The sequence below is a fragment of the Streptomyces anulatus genome (genome assembly GCF_000721175.1).
GTDB classification, from domain to species: Bacteria; Actinomycetota; Actinomycetes; order Streptomycetales; family Streptomycetaceae; genus Streptomyces; species Streptomyces anulatus_C.
On sequence record NZ_JOEZ01000014.1, the window covers coordinates 127,284 to 140,675 of the forward strand.

Consider the following 13,392-nt stretch of genomic DNA (forward strand, 5'->3'; position numbering starts at 1 on the left):
CCTGGGCCTCGTAGTCAGACATGGCGCACATCATCACATCTGCAATTTGGTCGGCACAACGTGCGTCTGCTCCCGCCCCTTTCGCAGCCGCAGCCGCAGGCTCCTGGCGGACGGCTCGAACCGCTCGGGCCGGCCGGACGCGACCGACCGCCGACACGTCTGTGCTTCCGCGCTTCTGCTGAGCCGCACGGGCCGGGGACGGGCGTGGCCTGGTAGCAGTACGTGCCCGTCGATCGTCGACAAGGCTCTCGTACGTGAGGTGCACCAGCCCGGGCGCCAGCACCGCTCCGGTCACGCTGGAGGGCTCGTGACGCGGGCTTTCCCTGTACCTGCCCTCCAGGTAGGGGGCGGCGAACACCTTCTCGTGACCCCGCGCGGTGGGGTCCATCAGCTGCACTGCACCGGCGGTCGTCGCGCCTGCCTCCGCGTTCACGTCCGTTGTCCGTCCGCTCATGCGGCCATTCCGGCCGAAGGGCAGGGGCTTCCGGCGGGCGTGCCTGGCGGGGCCCGCGCGGACCTTCCGGTGTACGGGAGTTGGCCCGGGGATGAGGAGTCGGCGGCGAACGGCCGCCCGGCCGTCCGATCGGGCGTGGGCCGCCGTTCCGCTGGCTACGTTGACGCTGTGCGGAGGCAGGAGCGGTCAGGGAGCGACGGCGCGGGAGCGGGCGCACGGGGCGGGTTCGAGGTGGCCGAGCAGGCCCGCCGGGCGCAGCGTCCGGCCGCTCCGGGTGTCTCCGGCGGTGGCCCCGGCGGGCTGCTGACCATGCAGCGGACGCTGGGGAACGAGGCCACCACGCGGGCGCTGCGGCGCGGGAAGCGGCCCCTCGCCCCGCCCCCGGTCATCGACGAGCGCGCCGAGCAGGGGCTCGTGCTGCCGCCGTACCTGATGGACCTGGAAGCGGGCGGGCTGTCCACGGCGTACGGGCTGACCGGGCAGGAGTTCGTGCGCAACGCGGTCGCGGCCGTCGTGGGCCACGGCGACGGCACGGTGGCCGGCATCGCCGCCGAACTGGCCGGGCGGCCCGAGTCGTTCTTCGGCCGGGGCCGCGCGTTCGCGGTGGCGGGCGCGGGGGCCGGTGACGGCTTCGACGTCACGGTCGGCATCGCGCCCGCCACCGACGACCGGCCGCCCACGTTCCACCCGGCCGCCGCCCTGTCCACGGCCGCGCCGGACCCGGGCGGCGCGCCGCTCGCCGCGGTGGACGACGCCGAGGGCAAGGACACCAAGGTCGACGTCCAGCACAACAGCGGTGCCACCGCGAGCACGACGGCGGGCAACTCCAGCAGCACGGGCGTGGGCGGTACGGCGTTCGCGCTCGCCCCCGTCGCGCCGGGACTGTGGCTGGGCGGCGCGGTGACGGGGAGCGTCCAGCCCTGGCAGTCCTCGCGGGACTCCCGCACCCAGCGCGGCGTGGCCGAACCCCGGGTCCTGCGCAGCGACCAGGGCTCGGTGGAGGTGCCGCGCCGGGTGGTGTACGTCGTACGGGTCCGGCGGCAGACGGGCGGCGACGAACAGGTCTACCGGGGGTCGGGAACGCTCACCCAGCGCGTCCCCACCGAACATCTCATCCCGGCCGGGACCGGCGCACCGGCCCGCCCCGGGCCGGTGGACGACGGCCTCGCCCGGCGGGTCGCGCTGGCGGACTCGCTGGCCCCGGTCGCCGTCTTTGACCCGGCCGCGCCGCACCAGGGCGGCGGCGGGCTGTTCGACGCGGTCGCCTCCGTCCTGCACCCCTCGCTGACCGCACCCGGCGCACCCGGACGCTCCCGGCTGTACGAGGCGACGGCCACCCCGACCGTGCTGGAGGACCTGCCCCGGCTGCTGGGCAGCGGCGTCACCGGGGACGATCTGTACTCCAAGGACGGCAGCAGCGCGGGCAGTTACCGCATGCGCGCCGCCGTCACCGGGCTGTCCCCCGCCTGGGCCACCGGCAGGACCCAGCTCCGTACCCACCAGCAGGCCCAGCACACCACGTCCGAGGCGGCGGGCAAGGGGCGCGCCGTCGCGGGCGGTGCCGGCCCGGCGATCGGGGTCGGGGCCGCGGCCAACGCGGCCGTGGTGCGGGCCACCGCGATGCCGGTCGCCGCCGCACGCAAGGCCCGGTTCAGCGTGAACGAGCAGACCGTCTCCAGCCGGCAGGGCGCGGAGGTGCGGGGAGAGAAGGTGCTGTACCGAGGGACCGTCCAGCTGACCGTGGAGGGCACCGGTCCCCGGTCGGCGGGGATGATCCTGCGCCCGGAGACCCGGGTCGCCACCCACACGATGCAGGTCTGGGTCGGACTGCGGGCGGACGAGGCACAGGAGTTGGGGCTGCCGCTGCCGCCGGGGGTGACGGCGGGCGAGTTCATCAGGAGACCGGAGCCGGGAGCGCGGGCGGAGACGTCGGACGAACGTCACCTTCCGTTCGGTGCGATGGGGTCGAGCGTCACGCTCGGCCGGCTCGACACCGCGCCCATGCTGAAGGCCGTACAGGAGCTGTTCGCCACCGACCCCCGCCTGGCCGGCTATCTGCCCGCCTTCGGCGCCACCGCGCCCACGGCGGGCGGCAGCCGGGAGGAGGCCGAGGCGCGGCGCGCCAACCACCGGGAGCTGATGGCCGCCCTCTCCGAGACCAACCTACGGGTGAACAAGGACCAGTTGCTGTCCACCGGCATCCGGGTGCGGCTGCGCCGCAAGACCGCGATGCACTCCCACGACGTTCAGATACGGGTCCACGGCGACCTGGGCGAGGCGACCCACCTCGGCGACATCGACGACTGGCTGGTACGCAGCCACGCCGGTGTCGCCGCGAACGTACAGAGCGGGCGCAGCAGTTCACGGTCGATCGGCGGCATGGTGCTGGCCCAGGCCCGGCTGGTGCCGGGCGTCCTCACCGGCTCGGCCCGCTACGAGCGGAACAGCTCCGGCGCCCGCCGCAACCAGGGCGGCCCCACCACCCGTACCGACGTCCTCACCAACGGATCCGAGAAGGCCAGCGCGTTCGGGGCGGCGCTGCGCCTGAACGTGGACGTCACCATGACCTCCCGGCAGCGCAAGCTGGCCCGCGCCGTGACCCCGGGCGGCCCCGGCCGGGACGCGCCGGAGGCCAGGCTGCTGTCCGGGCTGCGCCTGGAGGAGCAGGACGTACGGCTGCTGACGCCGTCCGAGTTCACCGTGGGCACGGAGGAGAAGGAGCTGCTGGACGCGGGCGGCGGACAGGCCCCCGGCCCGGAGCGGCCCGTGGCGGCGGCGGGCATCGGCGACCTGGCCGCGCTCGCCCCGGCCCCGGCCACCGGGCAGCTCGTACGGGACTGGCAGCTGGTGGAGACCGTCGGCGACGGGCAGCCGGTCCGCGACCTCGCCCTGACCCTGCTGTCCCGGGCCGCCGCCCGCGGCGAGGCGGGCCGTCAGGATCCGGCGCTGGCCACGGAGGGTCTGGCGCCCCGGCTGGCGGTCGAGGAGCGCTTCAGCCCGCAGGCGATCACGGCCGCGCTGCGGCAGGCCGCGTCCTCCGGCTGGGTGGTGAAGAACCTGCGCCACCCGCGCCGACTGGCCGCGCTGAACGGCGCGGTGGGCACCCGGCTGGCGCTGGCGGCCCCGCAGTTGGTGCACGAGGCGGCCGGCCCCGGCACCGAGACGTTCGTCATGGGCGGCCACCAGGCCGGCGGACAACAGGGCAGCGGCACGGCGAGCACGGTGCAGGCCGGGGCGACGGGCGTGCAGAACGGCGCGGAGTGGCGGGTCGGCGAGGGCCTGTCGGGGTTCAGGACGACGAGCACGGGCGACAGCGAGGCCGCCACCGTGTCGGGGACCGTGGAGCGCAACGCCCACACACCGAAGAAGGCCCCGCTGTATCTCGTCCGGTGCGATCTGCTCGTCACGATGGTCGCGGAGGTCAAGGTCACGGGTGGCGGCCCGTACGTGGCGAACGCGGCACGGACCCTGCCCGGCGCGGCGGCGGTGTGGCTGACGGCGGAGCAGCTGCGGGCGGCGGGGGTGGAACTGCCGGAGTCGGCGCGAAAGGCACTGAAGACGGGGGAGAGGCGGACGGCGGCGGGGACAGGGACAGCGACGGGGACGGGAGCAACGAGGGGCGGGGAGCAGGCGGAGTCATCGGCGTCGGGCGCGGCACGGGCACCGGAGATGACGCCGGCCGCGGCTGCCACGAGCGGCGGTCGGACCCGGTCGCGACCGGGCCTCGCCCGCGATCTGCCGCTCGGCTTCGGCATGATCGAGGACCTGCCGGACTTCGTGCCCCTGCTGGAGCGGCTGCGCGGCACCCTCGCTCGCACCGGGCAGCAGGACGTGGCCGACGACCTGCTGCCGCGCCGGCAGCTGCGGGACCGCAACGACAACGTGCAGCGCCTGCTGCGGGTCCTGGACCGGGACGGTTCCGCCGGACTGCTGGGGAGCGCCATGGACGGCGGGGTCACCGTGGAGCTGCTGGACGGCCGCAGGACGCCGTACTGGGCGGTGTTCAAGGTCGACCGCGTCGGCGAGGCGGCCCGGGAGGGGGAGGCGGACGACGGCCGGGACATGGAGTACATCACCTCGGCGGTCGCCCAGCAGGCCACGTCGCACGACGAGGGTGTGACCACCGGAGTGGAGGGCATCCTCGCGGCCTCCGGCAAACCGGACGGCGGGGCGGGCCCGGTCAAGAGCGCCGGCGGGGCGGGCGGGCTCGGCGTCTCCTCCGGTTCCGGACGCCGCAGGGGGGAAGCCGCACGCGGCCAGCTGGGGATGAAGACGGTCGCGGAGGCGAAGACGGCCCGGTCGGCGAAGGTGCGGGTGCCGGTCGTCGCCACCCTCGAACTCCACCGCGGAGACCGTCGGCTGGCGTTCGCCGCCACCGGCCGTACGTCACTGGTCCACCGCATCCTGGAGAGCGACCTCACCGCCCTGCGCCGGGTGACCGCCCCGCGCCGCGCCCCCGCACGCGGCGGGCCGCCCAGCCCGGCCGGCGACCCGGCCGGGCTGGGCTCCTGGCGGTCTGACGGGGTTCCGCTGCCGATGGAGGCGCAGGTGAACGGCTTCCAGGGAGCGCCGCGCGTACGGGAGCTGGTGAACGCGGCGGTGCGTGCGGCGGGCGGCGGCGACCGGTTCCGCCAGAAGGGACAGGCCGCCGCCTACACCCTGGGCGAGGCGGTCTCCACCGAGTGGCTGATCGCGGCCCTGCCGCTGCTCACCAACGCCGGGGCGGAGCTGCCGCCGGTGCACGCGAGCGGGGCGGCGGGCCAGGACCTCCAGGCCTCGGTGCACGCGCGACTGCGGGCGGGGAGGGTCCTGGGCGCCGGGGACAAGATGACGTTCGAGACGGTCGCCCAGAGCCACCTCGGGGCGCCCCGTCCCACCCAGAGCGACGGCCAGAGCTCGGCCGAACAGGGCAGAGCGGCACGCGGCCTGCTGGGAGCGGGCGTCCTGAACGCCGACGAGTTCCGGCTGAACCAGCTGATGGGCAACGCGGGCGGCGCGGCCTCGGCGAGCGGCGCGGCTGCGCACGGCGCGGGCTCGATGCCCCTGCACAAGCCGAAGTTCTCGTCGGTGCTGGTGCAGTTCACCCTGGACGTCAGGGTGGTGGCCCGGGTGACCGACCGGGTGCGCGCATCCCGTACGGCGGTGGCGGAGCGCGAACTGACGCTGCCCCGCCCGGTGGTCGTCCGCATGCCGCTGCCGACGGCCACCCGCCTCCTGGCCGCCCACCCGGCCGCCCTCACCGACCCGCGTGACCACCTGGGTCTGCACGCGTCGGCCGCGCCGCCGCTGACGGGGCCCTGAACTCAGGGAGTGTTGCGCCCCTGGGAGGCGCTGCCGTCGTAGACGTGGTCCGGGGTGGCGATCCGAGTCACCGCGCGGGCGAGCAGCGTGGACGGCTCCTGGCCCCCGCTGAGGGAGTCCGTGTTGATCATGAGGACCATGGTGGCCTTCTGCGCGGGCAGGTAGACGGTCACGGTCTCGTACCCCGGCAGGGAACCGTTGTGCCCGATCCACCCGTTGGCATCGAAGATGCCCAGACCGTAGCTGAGCCCCGGGAACCCGGTCGGCAGGGTCTTGAGTCGCTGCGCCTGGGTCTCGGGGCTCAGCAGCTCCCCGGTGGCGACGATCCTGGCCCAGCGGCGCAGGTCGTGCAGATCGGAGATCATCGCCCCGGCGGCCCACGCCCAGCTGGGGTTCCAGTCCGTGGAGTCCTCGGTCTCGCCGCTCAGCGTCTGGTCGGTGTAGCCGTGGGCGTGCGGCTCGGGGAACTCCGCCCCGGTCGGGAAGAGCGTGTTGTGCAGGTGGGCGGGGCGCAGCACCCGCTCGTGGATGACGCGGTCGAGGCTCTGGCCGGTGACCTTCTCGATCACCAGGCCGAGCAGGACGAGGTTGGAGTTGGAGTACTGGAACTGCGCTCCCGGCTTGAAGGTGTTCTTGTGCTTCATGCCGTACGCGAGCAGACCGCGCGGGGTGAACGAGCGGTACGGGTCGCTCAGCAGGTCGTGCACGAAGTCCGCGTCGGCGGTGTACGGGAACAGGCCGCTGCGCATCCCGGCGAGCCGACGGAGCGTGATCCGGTCGCCGTTGCGCACGCCGGGGACGTAGGCGGAGATCGGGTCGTCCAGCTTGACGCGCTTGTCGTCGACGAGTTGGAGCAGCGCGGTGACGGTGAACGTCTTGGTCTCACTGCCGATCCGGATACGGGTGTCGGCGGACATCGGCTCACCGGTGACCGTGTTGCCGACGCCGCTCGCGTGGACGTAGCAGCCCTTCCCCGGCATCCACAGCCCGACGACGGCACCGGGAATGCCGGCCTGCTCGCGGACGTCCTCGATGGTCCTGTCCAGTTCGGCGGTCAGCGCGGGATCGAGACCGCCGGGCGGACAGCGGTCGCGGCCGTGGCGATCGTGTCTGCCGTCCTGACCGCGCTGATCGTGCTGGTCAAGGGTTGCGGCGTGGACCGCCGGGGCGGGAGCCATGGCCATCGGGGCCAGGACGGACGCCGCGAGCAGCATCGCGGCGAACGGACGTCGGGCGGGGGAGCGCCGCATGTGGGGGTGCCTCTTCCGGGCTGGGGCGGGGGAGCGGAACGGACGGCAACGACACCATCCGCCCCCCGGGGCTCCGCACCGCATCCCGGCCGCGCCCCGACAAGTCCACTCGTTCGGAGCCGCGCGGACTCAGGAGCGCGGCCGGGCACACTGGTGCAGCCCCCGGGAGTGGGTGGGGGCCGGCCGCCGCTCCAGGGACTTGATCGTTCGATCGCGACACGGGTCGGCCCGTGCTGCGCCCGTCTCGGCGGGGAACATATGACGCAATATTGTTTGATCGGTTCTTGAGTGTGGGGCACGAATTTCCGAATAAGCACTTCTTCAGTGCAGCAAAGCGTTTTTCGCCGTACAGGGCCGGCGCATAGCCGTGTATGACTTGTCGGAATTTCCTACAGTCTTGAATAAGTACTCGAAAAAAGGCCCGGCTCGCCACCATTCATCCAGGTTTAATAGCCACCGCTGTGCGTAATGTGCTGCCGACAACACGAGGGCTTCCGGGAAACCGTGAACGGCTCGGAAGTCGCCGCCTCGCACAGAAAATCGGTTTCTGATGAAGCTCAGAACTCCTGATCTCGGAGTACGGCGCATTTTCTCGTCCTGGCTCTCCGCCGCTCTCACCGCGACGGTCGCCGCAGCCATGGTGGCCGCGACGACATCCCCGGCGGTAGCCATCGCCACGCCCGTGCCGCTCGGAACGGCGGACAGCTTCGCGGTGCTGGCAGGGGAGTCGGTCACCAACACCGGACCCACCGTGATCAACGGTGACGTCGGTGTCAGCCCGGGAACGGCTATCAGCGGATTTCCGCCGGGGCTCGTGAACGGCGTCCAGCACTCGGCGGACGCCGTCGCTCTCCAGGCCAAGTCCGACCTGGTCGTGGCGTACAACAACGCGGCGGGCCAGGCCACGGATTCCGCGCTGCCGCCGGACGCCGGGGGCCTGACGCTGGTGCCCGGCGTCTACACGGCCTCCTCGACGCTGGGTCTCACCGGCACGCTCACCCTCGACGCCGAGGGCGACCCCAACGCCGTGTGGGTCTTCCAGGTCGGCTCGGGTCTGACCACGGCGTCCGCCAGTCGCGTCAACCTCATCAACGGCGCCCAGCCGTGCAACGTCTTCTGGCAGATCGGAAGTTCGGCCACGCTCGGTACGGACTCGACCTTCATCGGCAACATCCTGGCCCTGACCTCGATCAGTGTGACCACCGGCGCGACCATCGAGGGCCGGGCGCTGGCCCGTAACGGCTCGGTCACCCTGGACAACAACCGCATCACCCGGTCCACCTGCTCCGGCGGAACCACGTCCGGCACCACTACGGGCACGACCACCGGAACCACGACGGGCACGACGACCGGGACCACCACGGGCACCACCACCGGCACGACGGGCGGCGTGCTGGGCGGGGTACTCGGCGGCGTCGTGACCGGCGGCACCACCGGCGGGACCGGCGGGGTGCTGGGGGGCGTGCTCGGCGGCGTCGTGACCGGCGGCACCACGGGTGGCACTCCGGGCGGCTCGACCACCACCGGGACCACCACCGGGACCACCACGGGGAACACCGTCGGCAACACCTCCGGGAACATCGCCGGCAACACCACGGGCGGCGGCAAGGGCGGCGTCATCGGTGGCGGAAAGGGCGGCGGCACCGGCGGCCACAGCGGCGGCAAGGGCGGCGGCACCGGCGGCCACTCGGGCGGCCACGACAGCGGCGGCTACGGCTACGGCCACGGGCGTCCCGGCGACCACGGCCCCGGCCCCGGCGAGGAGCACGGCGGCTACGGCGACAAGCCCGAGGGCCCCGGCCACCACGAGGGCTGACCGGGGGCGCGGAACGCGCGCTGCCGGATGACCGGCGTGCGGCGGGGCATGTCCTTCCTGCCCCGCCGCACGCTTCCACGAGACGGACGACGAGAAGAAGAGGGCGGGGCACGGTGCTGGGTGGAGCCGCAACGGAACATGAGCGCACTCGGGTGCGCAGTCGGGCAGGCAATCGGGTACGCAGAGGAGTCCTCAACACCGCCGTGGCGCTCTGCCTGACCACGGCCCTGACCCACATCGGTCTGGTCTTCCTGCACGTGGCCCCGTCGAATGCGGTGTCGCAGCGCTTCAACTCCCAGGTGGACGCCTGGATCTACCCGCTCTTCGAGCAGAACTGGCGGCTGTTCGCCCCCGACCCGGACTCCGTCAACCGGCAGATCTCCGCGCGGACAGCGCACACGGCCCCGGACGGATCCGTCCAGGTCAGCCGCTGGACCGACCTGACCGCCGTGGACTCCTCCGCCATCGAGCACAACGCCTTCCCGAGCCACACCTCGCAGAACATGTTGCGCCGGTCCTGGACGTCATACGTCGAACTCCACGGCGGCGACGACGTTCCGCGCTCGGACCGGGCCGTGATGATGCAGCGCTACCTGCGCAACATCGCCGCCGACCGCATGGCCGAACGGGACGGCAAGCCGTTCGAGAACATCCAGCTCCGCGTCGTCACCCTGCCCGTGGCCGCTCCGGGCAGCACGGACCGTGACCGCCGTGCCGCCGCCGCGAAGAACGCCGAGACACGGCTCCTGCCCTGGTGGAAGGTGACCTCCGATGCCTGAGCCGACCACCGGCCCGACCCGCCCGCCCGAGTCGGCCATCACCCCGACCCGCCCACTGGTACGGGTCACAGGCGCGGCACGCCACGCGTGGGCGCTGCTGACAGACCGCCCCCTCTCCCTCTACGCCGTATCGGTCCTGCGCATCGGATACGGCCTGCTCTATCTGGTCTTCCTGCTGCGCGAGTTCCCCCACCGCGACGCGATCTGGGGCCCCGGCTCCCCGTGGACACCGGACCTGGCCCGGCAGCTCTTCGACCAGACCGGGTGGGTCAGCGTGCTGACCCTCTCCGACAGCCGCCTCTACTTCGAACTCTGTTACGGGGCCGCGCTCGTCGTCAGCGTCCTGTTCCTGCTGGGCTGGCGGACCCGCGCGGTCTCCGTGCTCTTCGCCGTCGTGGTGGCCTCGTTCCACGCAAGGTCGATCTTCATGACGGACGGCGGCGACAACCTCGTCCTGCTGATGGCGCTCTACCTCGTCCTCACGGCGTCCGGCCGCCGCTGGTCCCTGGACGCCAGGAGGGCCCGCCGCACCCCCGCCGGCCGACGACGCCTGCCCGCGCTTCCGCCCCAACTCGGCGAAGCACGCGCCACCTTGGTCACGACAGTGCACAACTGCGGGCTCCTCTTGATCGGCGTCCAGGTCTGCTTCCTCTACGGGGCCGCCGGCCTCTACAAGGTCCAGGGCGGCACCTGGGGAGCCGGAACCGCGCTGCACTACGTCCTCAACCTCGACCTCTTCCAGCCGTGGCCCGCGCTCTCGCACTGGGCGGACGAGCAGGTACTCGCCATCGCGGTCGTCGGCTACCTGACCGTGCTCCTCCAGGTCGCCTTCCCGTTCGTGCTGTTCGGCAGGCTCAAGTACCCGGTCCTGACGATGCTGCTCGGGATGCACATCGGCATCGCGGTGCTCATGGGTCTGCCGCTGTTCTCCGGCGCGATGATCATCGCCGACGCGGTGTTCCTGCCCGACCGCTTCTGGGTCGCGGCCGGGAGGCTGGCCCGGCGGGCTCTCGGACGTACGGAAGAGGCGCAGCCCGAACCGGCGGGGGCACCGGAAGTCTCCGGGGCGCTGGATGACGCGGGGACGCCACGAGGCGCGGTGCCGCAGCAGGGCAGCCCCGTGTCACCCGTGCGCGACCGTCCTTAGAGCGCGGGACCGTACCCCCGTCGGCCTGCGGTCCGCCGTCCGCCCGCAGGCCGGCGATCCGCCGGGTGGACGCTCTCGGTCGACGGCGACGAACCGGTGCCCTCCGTGGGCGATCCACCGCGCCGGAGCGGCGTGGGCCACCGCCGGTACGAACGCCGGGCCGAGCACTTCATGGCGTTCACATCAGCCGCACCCGGACCTGGCACGCCCGCCTCGCCGTCACGTGCACAGGGCGGTATCGAGGAGCGCGTCGGCATGGCCGGGGCCCTGCTCGGTGGGCGCCCGGTTGGCGGTGACGGCGATCGCAGCGGCGCGGCCGTCATCGGTGGCTGCGGGGCGCGTGGCGTAGCCGGGGATGTCGCCGCCGTGCCCCCACATCAGGCCGCCGCAGCTCAGCGGCGTACTGGTCAGCCCCAGCCCGAACCGGACGCCGGAATCCGCGAAGTCACTGTCGGCTATCTCGACGGTGGTGCGCATCTGGGCGAGCTGTGCGGGTGCGAGGAGCTTGCCGCCGAGCAGGGCGTTGAGGAAGCGGTTCAGGTCGCCGGGGGTGGAGACCAGCTGTCCGGCGGCCCATCCCCAGGAGGGGTCGAGCTCCGTGACGTCCTCCAGCGGCGCCCCGGGCTTCGCCGCGAAGTAGCCCTTGGGGTGGGCTTTCCGTATGCGCTCCTCGCCCACGCCGGGGAAGTAGGTGTGGCGCAGTCCGATGCGGTCGATGACCCGGTGGGTGATCTGCTCGGCCAGCGGGCGGCGGGTGACCTTCTCGATGATCAGGCCGGCCAGTATGTAGTTGGTGTTGCTGTACATCCAGCTGGTCCCGGGAGCGAAGTCCGCCTTGTGCGCGAACGCCACGTCGAGCAGGGCGCGGGGCTGGACGTAGGTGTGGCGGCCCTCCCCGGCGAGGTTCTCGTCGGTCATGTGGTCGGTGTAGTTGGGCAGTCCGCTGGTGTGCTGCAGCAACTGGCGCACGGTGATGTGGCGGCCGTCGATGCCCTCGCCCCGCACCAGGTTCGGCAGGTAGTCCTCCACCGGGTCGTCGAGAGCGACCTTGCCTTCACCGACCAGCTGGAGGACGACCGTGGCGACGAAGGTCTTGGTGTTGCTCCCGGCCCGTACCTGCCCGTCGACCGGTACCTTCGCTCCGGTCCTCAGGTCCGCGACGCCGGACGTGTAGTGCCGGGTACGGCCGTCACGGCCGACGGTGGCGGCCAGAGCGGCGGGGTACCTGTCGTCGTGGACCAGGCGGTCCAGCCCCCGCTGTACGACGCCACCCGGGCCGCGGCCCTGAGGCGCCGCGGACGCGGGCAGCGTGCCGGCCACGGCCAGGGCGGCAGCCATCACGGCCGCCATCGCGATGCCTCGCCGCCGTCCTCTGCCTGCTGACGGCGACACGGCACGAACACGCCGGACCTGATGCGGACGATCGGTCATGGAGAACCCTCCTGGTGCAACCGCTGGATGCTTCGGAAATCCCGATGCGTCCAGCCTGCGGGCTCAAGATCGATCCATCGATCCGGGCAGCGGGCCCATGCACGGTAGGGCTACCCCCCCTCGTCGGCGGGCCCGTTCACGACGAAGGCCCGGGCAAGGTCCACAGCCGCGGAGCACCGTCATACCGGTTCTCCGCGGAGCTCCCCTGCTTCGAAGGGGGGCGGGGCAGGTCGGTTCACCGCCGCGGAGAAGGCGGGCCCCGACGGGCGCGCCGGGGTGCGGTATCAGCGCCGACCTGTCGCCACGCGTTGATCACCTGTGCGCAGGTCACCGGCCGGAGCCGACGCTCTCTCCGGCACCCCGGCCACCCCGGCCCCGCCGCGACCACGAACAGCCCCGTCGTGGGGTCCGGCCGGATCAGGCACTGCGGTTCAGCCCTGCCACCGGCACAACGCGGCGCGATCGATGTACCTGCCTAAGGGGCCTTGAGCATGTCGCGGAGGGCGGCGACGTACGCCCCGATGCCGGGGGCGGCGTCGGCCGGTGCCTCGGTGGGGCGGGGCGGGGTCGTCCCCCCGGTCCCGGGCCGGTGGTCGGCGCGGCAGGGGCGGCAGAGCCCGTCGGGGAGGGCCTCGGGGCGGCCGGGGGCGCCGCACTCGGTGCACTCCACCAGGACGCGGCGGGCGGGGGCCACGCGTGAAGTCCGCTCGGCTGGCAGCCGGGGCGGGATCTTGTCGGCGAGGCGGCGGCCGACGAAGCGGACCGGGATGTCGACGCGGGCGGGGAGCCCCGCGGTGAGGGCAGAGATCAGGTACTCGGCGTCGACGCCCCGGGCGAACCATTCGGCCGCCTGAGCCTCCAGCGCGGCGCAGTCGTCGGCGGACAACGCCAGGCGGTGGTCCCGGCGGCCGAGTCGGGCCAGGGCGAGGTAGGCGGGGGAGTGGGGTGCTGGCGGAGCCGTGCCCTGGTCCAAGTCGGGCGCGGAGGCGGCGCGGTGTTCCGGTACGGAGACGGCGGCCGAGGACTCTGCGGGCCCCGCGTGCTCCGGGCCGGCGTCCGCGTGTGGGGGTTCAGGCATCTCCCGGGCGGCTTCTCCGCGAGGAGCCTCCGGCCGTGCGGGCGGCGGCGGGTCCTCGGCCGGGGCCCAGGGAGGCGGGGGCGCTGTCGCGGGGGCCGGGGTGTCCGGTGCGGAGCTGACGGTCCGGAGAGCCTTC

Annotated in this window: 7 protein-coding genes; 4 read left to right on the top strand and 3 right to left on the bottom strand. The window is 73.3% G+C overall.

The window, feature by feature from the left end; genetic code table 11:
* Positions 1-622: 622 nt before the first annotated feature.
* A complete protein-coding gene (locus IG90_RS0117200; protein ID WP_233435993.1) occupies positions 623-5,755 on the top strand; it encodes a hypothetical protein in 5,133 nt (1,710 codons plus the stop codon).
* A 2-nt stretch (positions 5,756-5,757) separates the two neighbouring features.
* Here the strand turns inward: IG90_RS0117200 and IG90_RS0117205 are convergent, their stop codons facing one another.
* Complete coding sequence (locus IG90_RS0117205) at positions 5,758-7,005, bottom strand: serine hydrolase domain-containing protein (RefSeq protein ID WP_030584680.1); 1,248 nt, start codon at positions 7,003-7,005, stop codon at positions 5,758-5,760.
* Positions 7,006-7,555: 550 nt separating this feature from the next.
* On the opposite strand from IG90_RS0117205, the gene IG90_RS0117210 reads away from it, so the two are divergent.
* The 3 genes from IG90_RS0117210 (at position 7,556) to IG90_RS39495 (ending at position 10,747) form a co-directional block, all read left to right on the top strand.
* Positions 7,556-8,821 carry an ice-binding family protein gene (locus tag IG90_RS0117210; protein WP_030584682.1) on the top strand — a complete coding sequence of 422 codons (1,266 nt, stop codon included), beginning with the start codon at positions 7,556-7,558 and terminating at the stop codon, positions 8,819-8,821.
* Between the two features lie 203 nt (positions 8,822-9,024).
* On the top strand, positions 9,025-9,600 hold the full coding sequence (locus tag IG90_RS0117215; protein WP_033894295.1) for a DUF5819 family protein: 576 nt from the start codon (positions 9,025-9,027) through the stop codon (positions 9,598-9,600).
* Positions 9,593-10,747 (top strand): HTTM domain-containing protein, encoded by a 1,155-nt coding sequence (locus tag IG90_RS39495; protein WP_030584687.1) that lies wholly within the window; start codon positions 9,593-9,595, stop codon positions 10,745-10,747. The genes IG90_RS0117215 and IG90_RS39495 overlap by 8 nt, the downstream gene beginning before the upstream one ends.
* 219 nt (positions 10,748-10,966) lie before the next feature.
* Here IG90_RS39495 and IG90_RS0117225 read toward each other — a convergent pair whose 3' ends face one another.
* A complete protein-coding gene (locus tag IG90_RS0117225; protein WP_233435994.1) occupies positions 10,967-12,085 on the bottom strand; it encodes a serine hydrolase domain-containing protein in 1,119 nt (372 codons plus the stop codon).
* 568 nt (positions 12,086-12,653) lie between these two features.
* Positions 12,654-13,256, bottom strand: a complete 603-nt coding sequence (locus tag IG90_RS0117230; RefSeq protein ID WP_051860108.1) for a hypothetical protein — start codon at positions 13,254-13,256, stop codon at positions 12,654-12,656.
* Positions 13,257-13,392 lie beyond the last annotated feature (136 nt).

Coding starts and splice junctions, on each gene's coding strand:
- IG90_RS39495 (WP_030584687.1), top strand. CDS start 9,593: ATGCCTGAGCCGACCACCGGCCCGACCCGCCCGCCCGAGTCGGCCATC.
- IG90_RS0117205 (WP_030584680.1), bottom strand. CDS start 7,005: ATGCGGCGCTCCCCCGCCCGACGTCCGTTCGCCGCGATGCTGCTCGCG.
- IG90_RS0117230 (WP_051860108.1), bottom strand. CDS start 13,256: ATGCCTGAACCCCCACACGCGGACGCCGGCCCGGAGCACGCGGGGCCC.
- IG90_RS0117210 (WP_030584682.1), top strand. CDS start 7,556: ATGAAGCTCAGAACTCCTGATCTCGGAGTACGGCGCATTTTCTCGTCC.
- IG90_RS0117225 (WP_233435994.1), bottom strand. CDS start 12,085: ATGGCTGCCGCCCTGGCCGTGGCCGGCACGCTGCCCGCGTCCGCGGCG.